General features: G+C 60.8%; 14 protein-coding genes and 3 pseudogenes. 8 read left to right on the forward strand and 9 right to left on the reverse strand.

Going from position 1 to position 21,912, the window contains the following annotated elements; all coding sequences use genetic code 11:
* Positions 1–16: 16 nt before the first annotated feature.
* Positions 17–1,197: pseudogene (locus ACRHIG_RS14870) on the reverse strand (trans-sulfuration enzyme family protein).
* Positions 1,194–2,585, reverse strand: a complete 1,392-nt coding sequence (locus tag ACRHIG_RS14875; protein WP_489630621.1) for a pyridoxal-phosphate dependent enzyme — start codon at positions 2,583–2,585, stop codon at positions 1,194–1,196. The pseudogene ACRHIG_RS14870 and the gene ACRHIG_RS14875 overlap by 4 nt, the downstream one beginning before the upstream one ends.
* Before the next feature lie 295 nt (positions 2,586–2,880).
* On the opposite strand from ACRHIG_RS14875, the gene ACRHIG_RS14880 reads away from it, so the two are divergent.
* Positions 2,881–3,432, forward strand: a complete 552-nt coding sequence (locus tag ACRHIG_RS14880; protein ID WP_489630622.1) for a thymidine kinase — start codon at positions 2,881–2,883, stop codon at positions 3,430–3,432.
* A gap of 29 nt (positions 3,433–3,461) precedes the next feature.
* Here the strand turns inward: ACRHIG_RS14880 and ACRHIG_RS14885 are convergent, their stop codons facing one another.
* The 4 genes and pseudogenes from ACRHIG_RS14885 to ACRHIG_RS14900 all read right to left on the reverse strand — a co-directional run.
* On the reverse strand, positions 3,462–6,434 hold the full coding sequence (locus tag ACRHIG_RS14885; protein WP_489630623.1) for a UvrD-helicase domain-containing protein: 2,973 nt from the start codon (positions 6,432–6,434) through the stop codon (positions 3,462–3,464).
* Between the two features lie 318 nt (positions 6,435–6,752).
* A complete protein-coding gene (locus ACRHIG_RS14890) occupies positions 6,753–7,025 on the reverse strand; it encodes a putative signal transducing protein (RefSeq protein WP_489630624.1) in 273 nt (90 codons plus the stop codon).
* 63 nt (positions 7,026–7,088) lie between these two features.
* Positions 7,089–8,087, reverse strand: a complete 999-nt coding sequence (locus ACRHIG_RS14895) for a methyl-accepting chemotaxis protein (RefSeq protein ID WP_489630806.1) — start codon at positions 8,085–8,087, stop codon at positions 7,089–7,091.
* 45 nt (positions 8,088–8,132) lie between these two features.
* Positions 8,133–9,103, reverse strand: a pseudogene (locus tag ACRHIG_RS14900) (Cache 3/Cache 2 fusion domain-containing protein); the annotation flags it as partial.
* A gap of 476 nt (positions 9,104–9,579) precedes the next feature.
* On the opposite strand from ACRHIG_RS14900, the gene ACRHIG_RS14905 reads away from it, so the two are divergent.
* The gene (locus ACRHIG_RS14905; protein WP_489630625.1) at positions 9,580–11,847 is read left to right on the forward strand and encodes a carboxy terminal-processing peptidase; all 2,268 of its coding nucleotides are present in this window, start codon (positions 9,580–9,582) and stop codon (positions 11,845–11,847) included.
* Positions 11,848–12,044: 197 nt separating this feature from the next.
* Here ACRHIG_RS14905 and ACRHIG_RS14910 read toward each other — a convergent pair whose 3' ends face one another.
* Both ACRHIG_RS14910 and ACRHIG_RS14915 read right to left on the reverse strand, forming a co-directional pair.
* Positions 12,045–12,197, reverse strand: coding sequence for a hypothetical protein (locus ACRHIG_RS14910; protein ID WP_489630626.1), 153 nt, complete (start codon positions 12,195–12,197; stop codon positions 12,045–12,047).
* Complete coding sequence (locus ACRHIG_RS14915) at positions 12,191–12,970, reverse strand: LysR substrate-binding domain-containing protein (protein ID WP_489630627.1); 780 nt, start codon at positions 12,968–12,970, stop codon at positions 12,191–12,193. Before ACRHIG_RS14915 ends, ACRHIG_RS14910 begins: the two co-directional genes overlap by 7 nt.
* Before the next feature lie 120 nt (positions 12,971–13,090).
* Between ACRHIG_RS14915 and ACRHIG_RS14920 the strand changes: the two genes are divergently transcribed.
* Positions 13,091–14,305, forward strand: coding sequence for an MFS transporter (locus tag ACRHIG_RS14920; RefSeq protein WP_489630628.1), 1,215 nt, complete (start codon positions 13,091–13,093; stop codon positions 14,303–14,305).
* A 177-nt stretch (positions 14,306–14,482) separates the two neighbouring features.
* On the opposite strand, the gene ACRHIG_RS14925 is transcribed toward ACRHIG_RS14920, so the two are convergent.
* Positions 14,483–15,166: a pentapeptide repeat-containing protein gene (locus ACRHIG_RS14925; protein WP_489630629.1), complete on the reverse strand. Its 684-nt coding sequence runs from the start codon at positions 15,164–15,166 to the stop codon at positions 14,483–14,485.
* A gap of 307 nt (positions 15,167–15,473) precedes the next feature.
* Between ACRHIG_RS14925 and alaC the strand changes: the two are divergent.
* The 5 genes and pseudogenes from alaC to ACRHIG_RS14950 all read left to right on the forward strand — a co-directional run bounded on the left by alaC (position 15,474) and on the right by ACRHIG_RS14950 (position 21,903).
* Positions 15,474–16,689 (forward strand): annotated as a pseudogene (alaC, locus tag ACRHIG_RS14930) (alanine transaminase).
* Positions 16,690–17,052: 363 nt separating this feature from the next.
* A complete protein-coding gene (metE, locus tag ACRHIG_RS14935) occupies positions 17,053–19,341 on the forward strand; it encodes a 5-methyltetrahydropteroyltriglutamate--homocysteine S-methyltransferase (protein WP_489630630.1) in 2,289 nt (762 codons plus the stop codon).
* 236 nt (positions 19,342–19,577) lie between these two features.
* Complete coding sequence (locus ACRHIG_RS14940; protein WP_489630807.1) at positions 19,578–20,072, forward strand: hypothetical protein; 495 nt, start codon at positions 19,578–19,580, stop codon at positions 20,070–20,072.
* 242 nt (positions 20,073–20,314) lie between these two features.
* On the forward strand, positions 20,315–21,187 hold the full coding sequence (locus ACRHIG_RS14945) for an aspartate-alanine antiporter-like transporter (protein WP_489630631.1): 873 nt from the start codon (positions 20,315–20,317) through the stop codon (positions 21,185–21,187).
* A gap of 35 nt (positions 21,188–21,222) precedes the next feature.
* The gene (locus tag ACRHIG_RS14950) at positions 21,223–21,903 is read left to right on the forward strand and encodes an aspartate-alanine antiporter-like transporter (RefSeq protein WP_489630808.1); all 681 of its coding nucleotides are present in this window, start codon (positions 21,223–21,225) and stop codon (positions 21,901–21,903) included.
* Positions 21,904–21,912 lie beyond the last annotated feature (9 nt).

Below are 21,912 nucleotides of genomic sequence, written 5' to 3' on the forward strand. Positions count from 1 at the left end.
TCCGACACCTCTTCCCTCAAATCGCGTCGAGCGCCGTGCGCAAATCGTGGCGCAAATCCTCGATATCCTCGATCCCCACCGACAGGCGGATCAAGCCGTCGCCGATGCCCAGCTTGGCCCGCTGTTCGGCGGGAATGCTGGCATGCGTCATCAGGGCAGGGTGCTCGATCAGGCTTTCCACGCCGCCCAGGCTTTCGGCCAGGGCGAACACTTCGCAGCGCTCCAGGAAGCGCCGCGCGCCCGCCAGGTCCGTGTCGAGGTCGATCGAGATGATGCCGCCGAAACCATCCATCTGGCGCTGCGCCAGCGCATGCTGGGGGTGCGATGCCAGCCCCGGATAAAATACGGTTTTCATTTCCTTTTGCTGCTCCAGCCACTGCGCCAGCGCCAGGGCGCTTGCGCAATGGCGCTGCATGCGGATGGCCAGGGTTTTCACGCCGCGCAAGGCGAGGAAGCTGTCGAACGGCCCGGCAATCGCGCCCACCGAGTTTTGCAAAAAGCCCAGCTGCTCGCGCCATTCGGCCTGGCGCTCTTCCGCGCCGACGATGGCGATGCCGCCGATGATGTCCGAGTGGCCGTTCAAATACTTGGTGGTCGAGTGCACGACGATGTCGAAACCGTGTTCCAGGGGCGCTGCACCAGCGGACTGGCAAAGGTATTGTCGGCCACGGCGATGATGCCCCGCTCGCGGCAGATGTCGGCGATCGCCCGCAAATCGGCCAGTTTCAGCATCGGGTTGGTCGGCGTCTCGACCCACACCATCTTCGTTTCCGGGCGCAGCGCGGCCAGCAGGTTTTCCGGATTCGTCAGGTCGACGTACGTGAATGCGTGGCCGGCGGAGCGGCGGCGCACGCGCTCAAACAGTCGATACGTGCCGCCGTACATGTCGTCGCCGGCGACGATGTGGCTGCCCGCGTCCAGCAATTCCAGCACGGACGAGATGGCGGCCAGGCCCGAGGCGAACGCGAACGCGGCGCTGCCGCCTTCCAGGTCGGCCACGCAGCGCTCGAGCGCCCAGCGCGTGGGATTGTGCGAGCGGCCGTAATCGAGGCCCTTGTGCACGCCGGGGCTGTCCTGCACGAAGGTGGAGGTGGCGTAAATGGGCGGCATGATGGCGCCCGTCGACGGGTCGGGCGACTGGCCGGCGTGGATGACGCGGGTGGCCAGATGGCTCTTGCGGGGGATGTCTTGGCTCAAGATAAAGTCCTGCGTAAGTGGTTGAGAAGGTCGAAGCGGGTGATCAGGCCATAGAAGCCGCTATCGTCGGCGACGACGGCCGTCAGGCCCCGGTCCAGCGTGGCGCGCAGGGCGGGCAAGCCGCTCGATGGCGCCAGGGTTTCGATCTGCGTCGTCATGGTGGCGCCCACCAGACCCGCGAAATGCGTGGCGTCGCCCGAGACGTGCAGCAGCAAGTCCGATTCGTCGAGAATGCCGACCAGTTTGCCGCCGTCGATGACGGGCAGCTGCGCCAGGTCGCTGGCGCGCATGCGGTTGAAAGCGGTCAGCAGGGTGTCGCCCGGCGCCACGCTGACGACGTCGCCTTCGTCGTAGCGGCGCCCGATCAGGTCGCGCAAGTCGCCCGAGCGCGCGCGCTGCAGCAAACCCTGGTCGCGCATCCAGCCATCGTTGTACACCTTCGACAGGTAGCGCGTGCCCGTATCGCAGACAAAGGTGACGACGCGCTTGGGCGTCGTCTGTTCGCGGCAGTATTTGAGGGCGGCGGACAGCAGGGTGCCCGTGGACGAACCGCCTAAAATACCTTCGGCGCGCAGCAGGGCGCGCGCGGAATCAAAACTTTCCTGGTCCGTGATGGTGTAGGCTTTCGTGACGCTGTCCATGTCGGCGATGGCCGGGATGAAATCTTCGCCGATGCCTTCGACGGCCCACGAGCCGCTCGTGTCGCTGACTTTGCCCGTGTCGATGTATTCCGTGAGGATGGAGCCTTGCGGGTCGGCCAGCACGAATTCGAGCTTCGGCTGCGCCTTGCGGAAGTAGCGCGTCAGGCCCGTCAAGGTGCCGGACGAGCCGACGCCGACGACGATGGCGTCGACGTCATGGCCAGTTTGCTCCCAGATTTCGGGAGCCGTCGTCGTTTCGTGGGCCAGCGGGTTGGCGGGATTGTTGAACTGGTCGGCGAAGAAGGCGCCCGGCAGTTCGCGCGCCAGGCGTGCCGCGTAGTCCTGGTAGTACTCGGGATGGCCCTTGCCCACGTCCGAGCGCGTGGTGTGCACTTCGGCGCCCAGCGCCTTCAAATGCAGCACTTTTTCCATCGACATCTTGTCGGGCACGACGAGAATCACGCGGTAGCCCTTGATGCGGCCCACCAGGGCCAGGCCGATGCCGGTATTGCCGGCGGTGGCCTCGACAATGGTGCCGCCCGGCCGCAGGCGGCCGTCCGCTTCGGCCGCTTCGATGATGGACAGGCCGATGCGGTCCTTGATGGAACCGCCGGGATTTTGCGATTCCAGTTTCAGGAACAGCTGGCACGGCCCGGTGTCCAGTCTGGTCACTTCGACCAGCGGGGTGTTGCCGATCAGCTTGTATAGCGCCGGCGGCTGGGAGGGGGATGGCATTCGATCATTCATGGTGGCTCCTGTCAAAGAAACAGCCGCTCAGGATTGTGTCCCGAGCCGCCTTCCGTGCCGCGCAGTGTAGGCGGGTGGACGAGTGCGGCGAACGAATGTTTATATGCTTGCATATGCGCGCTGCGCATAACGGCGGCAAGGTGCGCGATGCGAGTATGCGCCGTTTTTTGCCCGCTTGCCGCGCCAATGGCATGCTTATTAAGCTGCCGCAAGCCCGCCATTGCGATTTATAATCACGCCTCGAAAAGGTACTGAACAGTATCTTTGAAAAACCAGACGAACAGGGCAGGCGGCAGTGGCAAAACTTTATTTCCGGTATTCCGCAATGAACGCGGGCAAGTCGACGGCCTTGTTGCAGGTCGCGCACAACTACGAAGAGCAGGGCCAGCAGGTGCGCCTGTACACGGCCGCCATCGACAGCCGCTACGGCGTGGGCCGGGTCACCTCGCGCCTGGGCCCGCAGCGCCAGGTCGATATCTTCCATGCGGACACGAATTTCCTCGACGATATTCCCCGGGTGGCCTGTTTGCTGGTGGATGAGGCGCAATTTCTCAGCACGGCCCAGGTGCAGCAGCTGCACCAGCTGGCGCAAGTGAAGGGCGTGCCCGTCATCTGCTACGGCTTGCGCACGGATTTCAAGGGTGAACCGTTCCCCGGCTCGGCCTACCTGCTGGCGCTGGCCGACGATATTGAAGAGTTAAAAAATATTTGTACTTGCGGCAAGAAGGCCACGATGAACATCCGCGTGGACGAGCAGGGCCGCCGCATCAAGGAAGGCGAGCAGATCAGCATAGGCGGCAACGAGAGTTACCGCCAGGCTTGCGGGCGCTGTTTCTACGCGGGTTGACGCTGCTTGCATAGCGTCCCGTCACATCGCTAGCCAACAGTCTCCATATTCGATGGTTTCTCGGCCGCTCGAACTTGATCTTTTTCTCGATAGCCGCACGAATTCGATGTGCTGCAAATTCTGAATGCAGACTTGGGAGCTTTGACAAGCGAGCCACGATGACATCGCGGGCAAGGAATTCTTGCCTGTTCATGCTCAATCCACTCGACCGTTTGGTGCTGGATGCGTAGATTATCTAACTCCAGCACAAACTCGCTCGGCCTGCTTGTCGCCGTCAGCATACTGACTGCATGGCGTGCGCGGGTCAGGCCAACGTAAAGCAACCGGCGTTCCTCCTCTACGTTATCGCCGAGTGGCGGCAGTACCAGATCCAGCAAAGGTTCTGCCGGGCGGTCATCTGGAAATCCTCTAAATCCAGAGTCCAGGCCGGGAAGTATGACGAAATCCGCTTCAGAACCTTTTGCCGCATGCACGGAATTGAATTCAATCGATAGTCTGCCCGCATATTGAGACTTGATCGTATGCAGATAGGCGGTCGTGAGGCCTTCAGTTGTCGTGGAATCCTTTTTTGTGCGCCGCAGAATTTGAACGCTGGGACAGGCGATATCAAGTCGACGACCAAGTGCGTACATATGCTCCAGTTCCTCCTGTAAGACTTGCCGCCTGTTTTCTGCGCTGTCAGGATGATGCACGACTCTCACGCAACTGGAAAATGGCGATGCGTTAGCGTAGACTTCTTTTGTCGATTGCCGGGAGTTTTGCATGACCAGTGCCCGGGAGACATCAGCGATACCTTGCGCACAGCGGAAAGTCCTGGAGAGCTTGAGCCTGCTGGTGTGCCTGCCAAGGTAATGGTCCACATTGTTAAAGATATCGATGTCTGATCCGGAGAAACGATTAATCGATTGCCAGTCGTCGCCGACGCAAAAAACGATGGATTCCTGTGGAGACTGGTTCAAAATGCTTTTTACCAAGTCGCCTTTCAAATGACTGATGTCTTGAAACTCATCCACCAACACGAATCGAAATGGCGACGCAACGTTGCCGGTCACTAGGACGTTTATGGCATCACGCAGCATGTCGGCATAGTCGATCTTGCCCGCTTCTTTAAGCGCTTCCTGATACCCGTGATATATCAGAATGGCAACATCAAGAAATAGTTCTGCACGGGCTGGGTTGACCGATCCGCTAGCGGCTTCGCGGACGTGCTGTTCGGTATATCCTGAGTTTTTAAATAACAGTACAAAGTTGATTAACAACTGCTCAAGATAGCTGGCTTCGCGAAACTGCTGCAATGCGCAGGCCAGAATATTCTGATCAGAGTTGCCGATTTTTACACCGGCCGCTTGAAGGTTTTTCTGTAGATGTAACCAAATGGAACCGTTGCGCACCTGGGCACTGGTGGTCTCGAAATACACGATGCGCTCAGCCGAATTTTCCGCTTCTCCCATCCATTTCTGATACATGGCGCGCTTCTGTGCTGCACGCTCCTCATATTTGCTTCCTCCCATCCATTCAGGGGCTTTTCCGTGCTCATTCAGTGCGAAATGCTCATGGATGACTCTCACGGTACGCATGCGTCCACCGGGCAGACGTTCTTGGTAAAGATAGCTAAAATCCGGATTGTAAGGTTTGCTCTTGCCGCTCGCGTAGTTGCCAAGTCCCAAGCGCTTCGCTCCGGCCCAATCTGGGCGCTCGTATTCAAAGACCACGCCGCGTAAAATCAGCCAATTTGCGATTGCGCGTTCTTCCAGCGATCGAACATAAATTGACTGGCTGAAAGTTGGAATGCTCGCTTCCCATGGTTTTCTCTTCGGATCACGGCGTAGCCGCAGACGTTCTCTGCAGCATTCCTCGTAGCGCTTTTCACACTCATCCAAATCGCCGCTTGCCCCTATGGGGTTTGGGTCGTCACAAGGGAAGAGACTGAACCATAAAGTTAATGCTTGTTGAAAACTTTCATTCGTATCTAGCAAATTATGAATGACGGATTTCATTAGCCGGCCTTCTTCGCCGTCGTCTTCTTTCAGGACTTTGGGTGTGTACGTGGCGCCATAATGCTCTGTCAAAATGGATAAGCCAAAGCTATGGAAAGTCTTCGATGCCACAGAAACGGGGCGTCCCAAAGCTTTGCTAAGTTTTTCCTTGAGCCTTTTCTTGAGGCCGTTTGCTGCTTCCTTGTTGTATGCCAGCGCAATAATTTCATGATCCTGAAACATTCCGCTCTTGAGGGCAAAGCCAATTTTTCCAACAATACAAGAGCTTTTTCCAGAGCCGGCTGCGGCGATAACCAGTGTAGCGTCCTCAAATGTGAGCGCAGTATCGATCTGTTCTTCAGTTAAGGCACAACTTTCCACATTGTGAAAATAGGCTGCTTCTGATGCTCTCCAATATGCCTTGTATAGCGTATTGTGTGCTTCTTGAGTTTGTTGGGGTGATTCGACAAAGGGAGCGAGGCTAGCCAGACGATGGTGCAGGGCACGAGCACACAGGCGTTGTTTGTCGGTTGATATGCGCAGCTTGAGCAGCGAAGCTACCTGCATACAGCTTATCTTGAACATGGGCCTTTCTAGCTTGGCAAATCGGGTGGCGACGGAATGGCGGATATACGCATGCGGTTGATAGAGCAAGGACCTTCTTTCTTCCGCTGCGCTTGTATAGCGTTCGATACTGGACAGTTTCAGATCGATGAGGTGAGCTGTCGCAGCATTGATGGTATTAGCGACTTCCAGCGTACCTGCTGCTTCTATCGTGAAAGATTCAAATAGCTCACATTTATCCTGTTCATATGACAATGTTATTGTCTCGCACTTGAGGAGCGATTGTAGCCATCCTTGGTTTTCAATACAGACGTTTGATATCCCTTCAATCGGAATCGAAGTATCTCCAATGTGGAGCTTATCGCTGAGAAGGTGGATGACGCGTGCCTTGCGGAAATTAATCCAGGCGAACCACTTTGATTCTTTTTTCTGCAAAATTTTCTCCAGCCCTTCTTGAATCATGCTGCCAAGGTTTTCGGTGGACAGCGCACTTATTCAAATGATTTATTGCTGGCGTTTTCTCGTATTGTCAACGAGGCATATTCATGTCTGGTTCGCCATAGAGGTTGAAGGATAACTCCATGGTGCGAATGGCCAGCATATAAAAACCGGCAGTGTATTAATACAGCAATGAGTGTATATGCTGCAATGCCAGATATGCAATCTCAGCCGATCATGAATATGCGCCGATTGAAAGAATGTATGGCGAGAGAGGAGTAACTACGCTTCAAGGGAAATGGCGGGGGCGAAGCGCGGGAAAGAGGTGGCTGAATGGAAATACTACTCCACCTCCGGCGCGCCCACGTCCGCATCGTCGGACAGCGCCAGATCGCCCCGCTCGAAGGCGGCGAGGATGTCATTGGCGCGCGCCACGTCGTGTTCGCGCACCAGTACGCGGGCGCCGCCGATGGCGGCTGCCAGCAGCATGTCGGCCTGCATATGCTGGTCGTCCGTCAGCAGCACGTCGATGCCGGCGGCGGCCAGGCAGCCGCGGATGACGTGCGCATCCGTGGGGATCATCAGCCGGGCAATCAAAACATAGTCGTCGTGCATCGTGTCTCCTGGCAAGGTGGATTCGTCCCCATCTTAGCACCAGGCTGTTGTTTGTCGTTTGAATTACAGCTTGAACACGCCCACCACCTGGTTCAGCTCCTGCGCCTGTTCCTGCAGGGCGTCGGCGGCCGCGGCCGCTTCTTCCACCAGGGCCGCATTCTGCTGGGTCACCTGGTCCATCTGGGCGATGGCCTGGTTGACTTGCTCGATGCCGCTGCGCTGCTCTTCGCTCGCCTGCGCAATTTCCGCCACGATGGTGCTTACTTGCCGCACGCTGGCCACCACGGTGTCCATGGTGGCGCTGGCCTGGCTCACCTGGGCGTGGCCCAGGTCCACCGTGCCGGCGGATGCCTGGATCAGGTCCTTGATGTCTTTCGCGGCGGCCGTCGAACGCTGCGCCAGGGTGCGCACCTCGGTGGCGACGACGGCGAAGCCCCGTCCCTGCTCGCCGGCCCTGGCCGCTTCCACGGCCGCGTTCAAGGCCAGGATATTCGTCTGGAAGGCGATGCCGTCGATGACGCCGATGATGTCGGCGATCTTGCCCGACGAGCTGCGGATGGCGTCCATGGTGCTGGCCACCTGCGCCACGGCCGCGCCGCCTTCGGCTGCCAGGCTGGACGAATCGTGCGCCAGCTTGCTCGCTTGCTGCGCATGATCGACGTTCTGCCGCACGGTGGAGCTCAGTTCCTCCATCGAGGCGGCCGTTTCTTCCAGCGAACTGGCTTGCTGCTCCGTGCGGCTCGACAAATCCAGGTTGCCGCTGGCGATTTCACCGGAGGCCGTGGCGATCTGTCCGGCGCTGCCGCGTACCTTGCCGACCACTTGCGAGAGGTTGTCGCTGATGCGGTTCATGGCGCGCAGCAGGCGGCCGATTTCGTCCAGGCTGCTGGTATCGAGGTGCACCGTCAGGTCGCCGGCGGCGATTTGCGCGGCGGCCGTTTCGGCGGCGGCCAGCGGGCGCGAGACGAGGGTGCGTACCAGCCAGTACAGCAGCAGGGCGAAGACGAGCAGGGCGATGAAGCCGGAAATGGCCAGCTGGTTGCGCAGCTGGCGCGCTTCCAAGGTGATTTCGTCCGTGAACGTGCCGCCCGCGATGATCCATTGCCAATCCTTGAATTGACGGTAATACAGCTGCTTTTCGCGCGCGCTGGCACTCGTTTCGCCGGGCGCCGTCCACGTGTAGCGCATGGCGCCGTTTTTTGCGCCAGCATTTCCTGGATGAACAGGCGGCCGTCGCTGGCCTTGAACTCGAGCGCGCTCTTGCCTTCGCTGTTCGGGTGCAGCACCATGTGGCCGTAGTTGGCGCCGGGGGCCGTATCGAGGATGTAGATGTAGCCCGTCTGGCCGATCTTGACCTGGCGAATCTTGTCTTTCAGCATGGCCAGATTCTTGCTGATATCGAGGCCGATGAACAGCACGCCTACCACCTTGCCAGCCGCATCGCGCACGGGGTCGTACTGCGTGATGTATTGCTTGCCAAATAAGGTTGCCATGCCGACGAAACGCTGGCCCGCGCGCAGCGGCGCGTAGCTGGGGTGGTTGTGGTCGAGCTGGGTGCCGATGGCGCGTTCGCCGTCCTGTTTTTTCAGCGACGTGCTGATACGCACGAATTCATCGCCGTTGGCGGCAAAGATGGTGGCGATCACGCCCGTCTGCGCCGTGTAGCGGTCGACCACGGCCGTGTCGAGGTTGAGCACCTTGCCGCCATTGGCCAGGGCCGGCGTGGCCTTGCCGGCCACGGCCACCATGGCGCCCGTGTCGACCGTGAACGGGCCGGGAAACTCGGCCGCGAACAGGCGCGCAAAGCTGGCCGCTTCGTTGACCATGGCCGTGTGAAACACTTCCGTGGTGGTCATGACGCTGTTGAGCTCGCTGGTGACGGCCGCTTCGGCGCGCTGTTCCAGGGCATTTGAGGTGCGGATGCTGATCAAGGTCGTCAGGCTGGCGAGGATCAGGCTGACCAGGGCAAAGGTAAAAATGGTGATCTTGCCGCCGACACTCCAGTGGCGGGGGAGAAGGAAATTGTAGGCATAGTGTGAGTCTGGCAAAGGGTAATCAGCTCGGCCATTCCTGGTCATGACATGACACGCGGGGAGGGGATCTGGTGGGGAGTACTGTTGAAACGGAGGCGCGCCGGCTGTGGGAGCGGCGCGCAGGCAAGCTGTATTTCAGGGCGCGATGATAGCATGTCGCTTGCTATTTGTTACTAAGTGTTTCCCGCAGGAATCATTTTTTTCGCATAAAAACATCATCGAGATCAAGGATTGCCGCTTTCACCTATTGACTTTTTGTATTCCAATGGATCATGTTGATATTCATCGCTGCTGAATGATGCGATTTTTCTCACGAATGTTTCACTTTGTAATGAATGAGACGCGGCCTTTAATCCGCGTTTAAGCTTCCAGGAAGAAACTGATCTTCCATGGGAGACTGCCAGGCCGTATCCTGTAGAATAATATGCAGACCAGTCGCGTATTCCCCTTACTGTCTTGCTGGCTGGCGCATGAGTAGCTGCGCCGCCTGGAATTGATTTAACTAATTTTCGGAGAAGCCGATGAAGAAGCAAATGATGCTGGTCACCCTGGTGCTTGCCCTGTCAGCCCACGCTGGCGCAGCCCAGACGGACAAGAGCGCCGCTCCTCCGCTCACCATGAAGCCCCTGGCCCAGCAAACGCAGGCCGCCTTGTGGGCATCGCGCGTCCTGACGCGCGTCCATTACAAGGCCATGCCGCTCGACGACGCCATGTCGGAGAAAATCTTCGACCGCTACTTCAAGTCCCTGGACGCGGAGAAACTGTTCTTCGTGCAAGCCGACATCGACCGTTTCGCTCCGCTGCGCACCAAGCTCGACGACGCCATCGTCAATGAAGACCTGACGGCGCCGTTCGCCATCTACAACCTGTACCAGCAGCGTTTTGACGAGCGCATGGCGTATGCGCGTGAATTGCTGAAAACCAAGTTCGACTTTACCACTGACGAGAGCTACCAGATCGACCGCGAAAAGGCCGCCTGGCCGAAGAACGACGAGGAAGTGCGCGACCTGTGGCGCAAGCGCGTCAAGAACGACTGGCTGCGCCTGAAACTGGCGGGCAAGGAAGACAAGGCCATCCGCGAGACGCTGGACAAGCGCTATGAAAGCTACACGACCCGTTCGCGCAAGCTCAACAGCGAAGACGTGTTCCAGATCTTCATGAACGCCTACGCCATGTCGATCGAGCCGCACACCAATTACCTGGGCCCGCGCGCCTCGGACAACTTCGACATCGCCATGCGCCTGTCGCTCGAAGGCATCGGCGCCGTGCTGCAGACGCGCGACGAATACACGGTGGTGCGCGAAGTCGTGCCGGGCAGCCCGGCCGGCCTGTCGGGCAAGCTGAAAGTGGGCGACCGCATCGTCGGCGTGGGGCAGGGTGAAAGCGGCCCCATCACCGAAGTGCTGGGCATGCGCATCGACGACGTGGTGCAGCTGATCCGCGGCGCCAAGGATTCCGTGGTGCGCCTCGACATCCTGCCGGCCGACGCCGGTCCGGACGCCAAGCACGTGGTCTTGCCGCTGGTGCGCAAGAAAATCAGCATGGAAGAGCAGGCGGCGAAGAAATCGGTCATCGAAGTGCGCGAGAACGGCGTCAAGCGCCGCATCGGCGTCATTGCCCTGCCGACGTTCTACCAGGACTTCGAAGCGCGCCGCCGTGGCGACAAGGACTTTAAAAGCGCCACGCGCGACGTCAGCCGTTTGCTGGCCGAGTTGAAGAAGGACAAGGTCGACAACGTCCTGATCGACTTGCGCAACAACGGCGGCGGTTCGCTGAACGAAGCCGTCGAACTGACGGGCCTGTTCATCGACAAGGGACCGGTCGTGATGCAGCGCAATGCCGAAGGCAAGGTCGACGTGGAAAGCGACACCAACGCGGGCCTGGCCTGGGATGGTCCGATGGGCGTGCTGATCAACCGTGGTTCCGCTTCCGCGTCCGAGATTTTCGCCGCCGCCGTGCAAGATTACGGCCGTGGCGTCATCATCGGCGAAGGCAGCTTCGGCAAGGGCACCGTGCAGACCTTGTTCAACCTCGACCGTTTCGGCGGCAGCGAGAAAGCCCGCTTCGGCGAGCTGAAGATGACCATCGCCCAGTTCTTCCGCATCAACGGCGGCACCACGCAGTTGCGCGGCGTCACGCCCGACATCAAGTTGCCTGCCATGTCGGACACGGAAAACTTCGGCGAATCGAGCTATGACAATGCCTTGCCATGGGTGGCCATCAAGCCGGCACCCTACATGCCGACGGGCGACCTGAAGGATATCGTGCCGCTGCTGGACAAGAAACATGAAGCGCGCGTGGCCAAGGACAAGGATTTCCAGTACTTGCTCGATGACATAGCCCTGGTCGTCAAGCAGCGCAAGGAAAACCAGATTTCGCTCAATGAAACCGTGCGCCGCAAGGAGCGCGATGCCCAGGAAGCGCGTGCCAAGGCCCGTGAAAAACGCCTGATCGCGCAGATTTCGAATCCGGCCGACGACCTGGTGGTGATTCCCGATCCGAAAGACGTGCTGAAGGGCGCGAAGGCGGCCAACAAGACGGCCAAGCAGATCGCCGCCGTGAAGGGCGCCTTGCGCACCGACGACGGCTTGCAGGGCGACGAGCGCGCGCTGAGTGCCGAACTGGACGCCGAAACGGCCGCCAAGAGCGCCAAGGACGTGCTGCTGAACGAAGCGGCGCGCATCCTGGCCGACGAAGTGGCGCTGATCAAGGCCGATACCCGCATGGCGGCCAAGGTCTTGCCGTATGGCGCGGATGGCAAGGCGACGCCGGTGACGGCAGCGAAGTAAGGAACTTGGGGTCAGACCCGCCGGGTCTGACCCCAGCTTTTGCTTTGGGGCGGGGGAGAGTTATCCGTATGGCGTATTTCTATCATTCCAACAATCAATTGGATGGATATGCCGCGATGCAGCATAATGCACTTGTCTCCTCTATTCTCCTCCAAGAAAATAGATTCAGCCCGCTCTCGCAGCGGGCTTTTTTTGCCTCAGATTCTGTGCGTGCTCGCTTGTACGTCGGGTTGAGCGGCCAGCAAGGCCGTGATCCAGCCGGCAAACGCCTGCAGCTTGGGCGTGGCCAGGCGGCCTTGCGGCGTCAGCAGCGACATCGGCATGGGTGTCGGCGGGTGCTCTGTCAGCACGGCGACAAGGGCGCCGCTGTCGAGGTGCGCGCGCACCGGTACACGGCCGCCTGCGCCAGTCCCAGCCCCTGCAGCGCGCAATCGACGCTGGCGTCGGCGTCGTTGACGGCGATGGGGCCGGCCATCTGCACGCGCAGCACTTCCTTGCCTTGTTGAAAATCCCAGTCGAAGGCGCGTCCCGTGCGGCCCGAGTAATGCATGATGCCCTGGTGCGCGGCCAGGTCGGCCAGGGTGTGCGGCGTGCCGTGCCGCGCCAGGTAGGCGGGCGAGGCGCACGTGACGAAGCGCATCAGGCCGATCTGCTTGCCGATGAAGGCGGAATCCTGCAAGGTGCCCACGCGCAAGGCGCAATCGATGCCTTCCTGCGTCAGGTCGACCAGGCGGTCCGTCAGGCTCAGCTGCAATTGCACGTCCGGCCAGACGGCGTGGAAGTGCGCGATATGCGGCACGACCAGCCTGCGGCCCACCGTATTGGGCAGGTTGATGCGCAGCAAGCCGCGCGGTTTTGTCGCGTCGGGGCCGCGAAACGCCAGTTCCGCCGTATCGACGGCCTTCAGGATATCTATGCAATGGCGAAAGTACTCGGCGCCTTCCGGCGTCAGCGACAAACGGCGCGTGGTTCGCTGCAGCAATTGCGTGCCCAGGTAGGCTTCCAGCTTTTGCAGGGTGGCCGTCAGCGCGGCGCGGGGCAAATTCAAGGTCTCGGCCGCCTTGGAAAAACTGTTGGCTTCGACGATGCGCACGAAGGTCTGCATGGCCTTGATCTTGTCCATGGGATAGCTTCCATTCTCATTGTTCATTTTATGTGAAAAGTATAAGTGGATTATGCCCTAATTATCTTGGGCTCGACTTTGCCTAGAATGGCGACATCCCTATCGAACCGAGGAAACAACATGAACAAGGCCTCATCTTCCGCTCCCCACGACATTGCACCGGCCATGGTGCTGCTGCTGGCCATCGCTTCCGGCCTGATCGTGGCGAATCTGTACTACGCGCAAACCCTCGTCGGGCCCATCAGCGCCTCGACGGGGCTGTCGGCCAAGGCGGCCGGGCTGATCGTCACCCTGACACAGGTCGGCTATACCCTGGGCCTGCTGTTTGTCGTGCCGCTGGGCGACTTGCTGGAAAACCGCCGCCTGATCGTCACGGCCTTGCTGGTGACGGCCACGGCCCTGGTGGCGGCGGCCCTGAGTACAGGCGCCATCGTCTTCCTCGCTGCCGCGCTGGCCATCGGCCTCGGTTCCGTGGCGGCGCAAGTGATCGTGCCGTTTGCCGCCCACCTGTCGCAGGAAGCGACGCGGGGCCAGACGGTGGGCAAGGTGGTCAGCGGCTTGTTGCTGGGCATCATGCTGGCCCGTCCCGTGGCGTCATTGGTGGCCGCGCACGCCAGCTGGCACGTGGTGTTTGGCGGCGCCGCCGTGCTGATGCTGGCGCTGGCTGCCGTGCTGCGCCGTGCCTTGCCCGTGCGCCAGCCCGTGTCGAGCATGCGCTATCCTGCCCTGATGGCGTCGCTGTGGCATTTGCTGCTGGGCACGCCCGTGCTGCGCCGCCGCGCCGCCTATCACGCGGGCCTGTTTGGCGCCTTCAGCCTGTTCTGGACCGTCACGCCGCTGGTGCTGGCCAGCCCCGCGTTCGGCCTGTCGCAAACGGGCATCGCCATCTTTGCCCTGGTGGGCATGGCGGGCGCCGTCGCCTCGCCCATCGCGGGCCGCCTGGCGGACGCAGGCCACACCTTGCCGGCCACGGCCGCCGCGCTGGCGCTGGGCATCGCCGCGTTTGCCTTGCCCATGTTCGCCCCGGAATCGAAGCACGTGGCGCTGGGCTTGCTGGTGGTGGCGTCCATCGTGCTCGACATGGGCGTGGCGGCCAACCTGGTATTGGGCCAGCGCGCCATCTTCAGCCTGGGCGCGGAAGTGCGGGGCCGCCTGAACGGCCTGTATTTCGCGCTGTTCTTTGCCGGCGGTGCGGCTGGCTCGGCCATCGGTGCCTGGGTGTACGCCAGCTACGGCTGGCAGGCAACCTTGCTGGCCGGCATGGCATTTCCTGGCCTCGCCATGCTGGTGTGGCTGGCAGAATTTTTACCGCTGGCCACGCGCCGCACGGCTTGAAACCCTGATGGCGCCTCATTATCACGGATGGATATTTCTATCATCATGAAGATAAAGTGGCGTGATATGCCGCAATGCCGCAAGATGCACTTGTCTCCTCTATCTCCTCCAAGGAAATAGATTCAGCCCGCTTCCATAGCGGGCTTTTTTTGCCGTTTTAAATTAAATCAATACCAATCAGATTACTACCAGGTCCAGCGCCCGCATGAAGTTGGCCGCCTGCGCATGCGTGATGACGGCGCCTTTCAGCAGCGCTGCTTCGCTCAATTTGAAACCGTCGATATCGGCGCCGCGCAAGTCCGCGCCCTGGAACTTCGCCAGCTTGATGGTGGCGTTGCGCAGGCTGCCACCTTCGAAGACGGCCTCGCGGAAGTCGCAGCCGGCCAGGTAGGCGTCGGAAAAATCCAGCTGTTTTAATGTCGCCTTGCGGAACGAGAACCCGCGCAGGTCGGCGCCCACCAGCAGGCTGTCTTCGAACGTCAAGCCCAGGTGGGCCGCTTCCTCGAACGAGGCGCCCGTCAGCTTGCAGCCGCGGTAGGCGGCCGAGGCCAGCTTGGCGCGCCGCCATTTCGTGTTGTTCAGGTCGCAGCCTTCGAAACTGGCGTCGACGGCGTCGACGGATTCGAAGTCGGCGCTGCCCGCGCGGCAGCGGCGCCAGGTGCTGCGCGCAAGCTTGCTGGCAAACAAGTTGGTGTCGGCAAAGGTGCAGCGTTCAAAGGTGCAGCCCTGCAAATCGAGGCGCGACAGGTCTTCACCGTCAAAGGCGCAATCGATGAAGTGGTGCACAGGCAGGGCCAGCTGCTGCTCCATGCCGGCGCGGTCCAGGGTCATGCCAGTTACTGCGGTGTCGTGTGTTGCCATCCGTTTTTTCCTCATCAAAGCAGGGGAGGGATGGCGCGGCGGGAAGATGCACGAACCAGAACACCTCCCCGGCTGGTGTAACAGCCAAGGGTCAGCGCCGTGGGTCCGCGTGGGCGGGAGCATGACTGGACGGTGCCAGGCACTTACCGGGTTACCAACCGGTGCGCTCATTTTCGATCTGGGCGTATTGTAGCGTGTCCGAATCGGCCTTGCCAGTTCTTGCGAAGCCAGGTTAGTATCGTTGCAGGCGCAGCCACTGCGCCAACGTCGCTCGGACGGATCCGGGCGCTTACGTACAGAGATAACCATGACCGACAGCCAAGCTCCGCGCAGCTTTTCGCGCATCAATCGCCTTCCCCCTACGTTTTCAATATCACCGCCGAACTCAAGATGGCCGCGCGCCGCCGTGGCGAGGACATCATCGACATGTCGATGGGCAATCCCGATGGCGCCACCCCGGCCCACATCGTGGACAAGCTGGTCGAGACGGTGAAACGGCCCGACACGCACGGCTATTCCGCATCAAAAGGAATTCCGCGCCTGCGCCGCGCGATTGCGCACTGGTACAAGAAGCGCTACGAGGTCGACATCGACCCGGACAGCGAAGCCATCGTCACCATCGGCTCGAAAGAGGGACTGGCGCATTTGATGCTGGCGACGCTCGACCGGGGCGACACGGTGCTGGTGCCGAACCCCAGCTACCCGATCCATATCTGGGGCGCCGTCATCGCGGGCGCCGATATCCGCTCCGTGCGCATGGGGCCGGGCGTGGATTTCTTTGCCGAACTGGAACGGGCGATCCGCGAAAGCTACCCGAAGCCGAAGATGATGGTGCTGGGTTTTCCATCGAACCCCACGGCGCAATGCGTGGAACTGGAATTTTTGAAAGAGTCGTGGCGCTGGCGAAACAGCACAATATCCTGGTGGTGCACGACCTGGCGTATGCCGACATCACCTTCGATGGCTGGAAGGCGCCGTCCATCATGCAGGTGCCGGGCGCGCGCGACGTCGCCGTGGAATTTTTCACCATGTCGAAAAGCTACAACATGGCGGGCTGGCGCATCGGTTTCATGGTCGGCAACGCTGAACTGGTGGCGGCCCTGGCGCGCATCAAGAGCTACCACGACTACGGCAGTTTTACCCCGGTGCAAGTGGCGGCCATTGCCGCGCTGGAAGGCGATCAGAGTTGCGTGACGGAAATCTGCGCGCAATACCAGCGCCGCCGCGACGTGCTGGTGAAAGGCTTGCATGAAGCAGGCTGGATGGTGGAAAAACCGAAGGCGTCGATGTATATCTGGGCGCATATCCCCGAGGCTTATCGTCACCTGGGCTCGCTGGAATTTGCCAAGCTGCTGTTGCAAAAGGCCAAGGTGAGCGTGTCGCCCGGCATCGGCTTCGGCGAGTACGGCGATGAATACGTGCGCTTCGCCCTGATCGAAAACGAGGCTCGCGTGCGGCAGGCGCTGCGCGGCATCAAGAATATGTTGCGTTCCGGCGACGGAAAGACGGAAGCGGCAGCATAAAAGTTGCTGCATGGAATTGTCTGTTGCCCCTAATATCACTGCTGTGTATTTCTGACATCACGAATATAAAGTGGTTTTATATGCTGCAACGCGGCATCATTCATCTGTCTCCTCTATCTTCCTCCAAGGAAATAGATTCAGCCCGCTCCCGCAGCGGGCTTTTTTTGCCTGTCGTTTTGGCCCTCGCTTTCCGGCCGGCACGCTCGGCGAACGGGGCGGCCGGCTTCGCGCAGCATGGCCCGATGGATTGTTCTGCTACGGTCTCACATGAATGTTAATAATGGATATATGAAGTTTTACCATTATTTTTCATGGATGAAAGCCTCTATGATGTCTCCATACTTCATCAGGAGGACTACCGCCATGACCGTCACGACACACAATCTGGGCTACCCGCGCATCGGCGCCAAACGCGAACTGAAATTCGCCCTGGAAGACTACTGGAAGGGCAAGAGCAGCCTGGCCGCGCTGGAAGGCCAGGGCGCCGAACTGCGCCAGCGCCACTGGCAAGACCAGCATGCGCTGGACCTGGCGCCCGTGGGCGACTTTTCCTTCTACGACCAGGTGCTGGATCTGAGTTTTACCTTGGGCAACTTGCCTCAGCGCGTGCGCGGCCTGGACGGCGCCGCGCTCGACAACTATTTCCGCGTGGCCCGCGGCCGCTCGGCCAGCGACAGCGATTGCAGCTGCGTCCATGCCGGCGAAATGACGAAATGGTTCGACACCAATTATCACTACATCGTGCCGGAATTCGCGGCCGAGACACAATTCAAGCTCGACAGCAGCCGCCTGCTGCGGCAACTGGCGCAAGCGCGCCAGCTCGGCGTGAACGCCAAACCCGTGCTGATCGGCCCCGTCACCTATTTGTGGCTGGGCAAGGCCAAGGATGATTCCGACAAGCTGGCGCTGCTGCAAGGCTTGCTGCCCGTCTACGTGCAACTGCTGCAGGAACTGGCGGCCCAAGGCGTGGAGTGGGTGCAGATCGATGAGCCGATACTCGTCACGGAACTCGACGGCGCCTGGCAGCAGGCGCTCGTCACGGCCTACGATGCCTTGAGCAAGGTCAATCACGTCAAACTGCTGCTGGCCACGTATTTCGGCAAGCTGCAAGACAACCTGGCGCTGGCGTGCAAGCTGCCCGTGCAAGGCTTGCACCTCGATGCCGTCAACGCCCGCGATGAAGTGGAGCAAGTGATCGCCCAATTGCCCGCCACCAGCGTGCTGTCGCTGGGTGTGGTGAATGGCCGCAATATCTGGAAGACGGATTTGACGCAAGTGCTGGCGTGGCTGGAACCCGTGCACGCCAGCCTGCAAGACCGTTTGTGGATCGCCCCGTCGTGCTCGCTCCTGCACGTGCCCGTCGACCTGGACAGCGAACAAAAGCTCGACGCCGACATCCACTCCTGGCTGGCCTTCGCCCGCCAGAAACTCGATGAAGTGCACGCCATCGCCGGCGCCCTGAACCATGGCCGCGCCTCCGTGCAGGCGGCGCTGGACGCCAATCATGCAGCCGTGCAAGCGCGCCGCCAGTCGGGCCGCGTGCACAATCCGCACGTGAAAGCGGCCGTGGCGTGCATAGCCGCCAGCATGGGCCGGCGCGTAAGCGGCTATGCGGAGCGTGCCGCCAAGCAAGCTGCACTGCTGCAACTGCCCCTGTATCCGACGACGACCATCGGCTCCTTCCCGCAAACGGCGGAAATCCGCCAGGCGCGCAGCCAGTTCCGCAGCGGCCAGCTGAATGAAGCCAGTTACAAAAAACTGATGCAGGCGGAAATCGCCCATTGCGTGCAGGAACAGGAAACGCTGGGCCTGGACGTCTTCGTGCACGGCGAGGCGGAACGCAACGACATGGTGGAATATTTCGGTGAACAGCTCGACGGCTACGCCTTCAGCCAGTTCGGCTGGGTGCAATCGTACGGTTCGCGCTGCGTCAAGCCGCCCATCCTGTTCGGCGACATCAGCCGCCCCCGCGCCATGACGGTCGAGTGGAGCACCTACGCCCAGTCGCTGACGGGCAAGCCGATGAAAGGCATGCTGACGGGTCCCGTCACCATCCTGAACTGGTCCTTCGTGCGCGACGACCAGCCCCGCAGCGTGTCGTGCCACCAGCTGGCGCTGGCCATGCGCGCCGAGGTGCAGGACCTGGAGCGGGCCGGCATCCGCGTGATCCAGATCGACGAGGCGGCACTGCGCGAAGGCCTGCCACTGCGTCAATCCCAGTGGGCCGACTACCTGCGTTGGGCCGTGGAATCGTTCCGCATCACGGCCAATGGCGTGGCCGACGAGACGCAGATCCACACGCATATGTGCTATTCGGAATTCAACGACATCATCGCGCAGATCGCGGACATGGATGCGGACGTCATCACGATCGAAACGTCGCGCTCCGACATGAAATTGCTGGACGCCTTCGACGATTTCAATTATCCGAATGACATCGGCCCCGGCGTCTACGACATCCACTCGCCCAACATCCCGAGCCAGGAACAGATGGTGGCATTGATGCGCAAGGCAGCCGAACGCATTCCCGCGCGGCGCCTGTGGGTCAACCCCGATTGCGGCCTGAAGACGCGCGGCTGGAAGGAAGTGATTCCCGCGCTCGCCAACATGGTGGCGGCAGCGAAAACCTTGCGTGCCGATAACGTCGCCTGAGGACGGCAGGGGAGAGGGCAGATATAGGGAATAGCTATTTCTGTCATCACAACATGCAATTGGATTTATATGTTGCGACGCGGCATCATGCACCTGTCTCCTCTACTTCCTCACAGGAATTAGATTCAGCCCGCTCCCGCAGCGGGCTTTTTTTGCCGTTGCACCTTATCGCGCGGGTCGCCACGGCTGCATCGCTTAAGATACCCTTGCTAAACCATGCACAAGGAGACAAGTTGATGACACCTTTGTTTTACGCAGCCGGCATGCTGGCGCTGATGGCGCTCGGCGCATGCTCGGAGGAGCGGCATCCGCTTGATCGCCACTTGGGCCAGTTGCGTCCGGAGACGGTCGCCGCGCTGCCCGATATGGGGTGGCCGCCCGGCACGCTGCTGTGCCCGCTGACCATGTATCAGAGCGAGCTGCCCGGTTCGGCGCCTCCTGCGGACAGGGTCAACGCCTTCCTTAAGCAAAAGCAATTCCTGGGGGATGAAGGCCTTTGGTCGCTCATCGTTGTCAAACCGATGCCCGAAGGGGACGCCGGCATCGAACAGTTGCTTTTCAAGCGCGCGGACTATGACGTGTTCAATGAGCCGGAAATGCTCAAGCGCGATGGAGGGACATTGCCGACGGGGTTTGTGCCGCAGACTTGCGTATCGGTGGAACGCGCCCGCGTGCTGGTCACTCGCCCGCAAAGATCGGATCGAACGCTGATTGTTTTTGGAGCGGTCTGAACGAGATATTGATAGACGCTATTTCTGTCATCACAACATGCAATTGGATTTGTATGTTGCGACGCGGCATTATGCACCTGTCTCCTCTACTTCCTCACAGGAATTAGATTCAGCCCGCTCCCGCAGCGGGCTTTTTTTGCCCGTTTTTAAGGCGCAAACCTGCGCACGCTTGCTTGTCATCATCGCCATCGTGTTGCTTTTGTGCATGCTAAACTGGGCCTTCCCCAGACCAAGGTTGCCCGATGCTTCAATTATTTCGCCACACGCTGGAGTCCACGCCCATCCTCGCCCTGTTTCTCGTCATCGGCGCCGGTTATGCGCTGGGGCGCATCAGCGTGTTCGGCTTTTCGCTGGGCGTGGGCGGCGTGCTGTTCGCGGGGCTGGCGCTGGGCGCCTTTGCGCCCGGTTCCGTGCCGCCGCCGATGGTCGGCTCCATCGGTCTGCTGCTGTTCCTGTATGGCATAGGCGTGCAGTACGGCGTGCAGTTCTTCGCCGGCTTGCGCGGGGCGGGGCAAAAACACAATCTGATCGCCTTTGCCGCCGTCATGGGCGGCCTGGCCGTGTCCGTCTGGGGCGGGCAGTGGATCGATATCTCGCTGCGCATGGCCAGCGGCGTGTTTGCCGGCGCCATGACCAGCACGGCGGCCCTGCAGGCGGCGCTGGAAGCGTCGCACGGCAATGGCGACGCGGCCGTCGGCTATGCGGTGGCGTATCCGTTCGGCGTCGTCGGTCCCATGCTGGGCCTGTACCTGGCCGGGCGCATCCTGAAACCTGTGCTGACGCCGCCGCCGGCGCCCATCGTCGTGTCCGAAATTACCATTGACGAAGCGAAACTGGCGGGCGCGGCCCTGTCCGAACTGGCCGACGGCCCGCTGGCCGGCGTGCAAGTGATCGGCGTGCGCCAGGGCCACCAGAACCGCTTGCCCGATCCTGGCCTGGTGCTTGGCGTGGGCGACGCGCTGATGGTATCGGGCACGGTGGCGGGCGTGGAGGCGGCGCGCACGGCGCTGGGCCACCTCGACCCGGGGCGGCTGATGAAGGACCGCAGCACGTTCGACGGCACGGAAGTGTTCGTGTCGGACGCGGAAATCGTCGGCGTGCCCTGGGCGAGCTGAACCTGTCGAAAGACTTTCCGCTGCAGATCGCCTTCATCCGCCGCGGCGACGCCATGATTTTGCCGCACCCGTTCCTGACCCTGGAATTTGGCGACAGGGTGATGGCTATTGCGCCAGCGAAACATGCGGCCGACGTGCGCAAGCTGTTCGGCAATTCCATCACGGCCACGGCCGAGTTCAGCTATGTGTCGCTGGGCATGGGCATGGTGCTGGGAGTGCTGCTGGGCCTGGTGCCCATCCCCTTGCCGTGGATAGGCTCGTTCAGCCTGGGCCTGGCCGGCGGTCCGCTGGTGATGGCGCTGATCCTGGGACGGCTGGGCAGGGTGGGCAAGATCAGCTGGCGCCTGCCCCTGTCGGCCAACCTGGTCATGCGCAACTACGGCTTGACGATTTTCCTCGCCTCCGTCGGCATGGCCTCCGGCTTGCCGTTCGTGCAGCAGGTGGGCGCCGACGGCTTGCCCATGCTGGCGCTGGGGGCCGTCACGGTGCTGGTGGTGGTGGCCCTCGTGGTGATTTTGGGCAAGGTCTTCCTGCGCCTGCCGTTTCCCGAGTTGCTCGGTATCGCGGCCGGCGCCACGGGCAACCCGGCCGTGCTGGTGTTCGCCAACCGCCTGGCCAAATCGGACCGCCCGAACCTCGGCTACGCGATGATTTTCCCCAGCATGACCATCGTCAAGATCGTCGCCGTGCAGGTGTTGCTGCATTTGTATGGCTGATGGCGGCAA

The organism is Janthinobacterium sp. C22 (assembly GCF_057919405.1).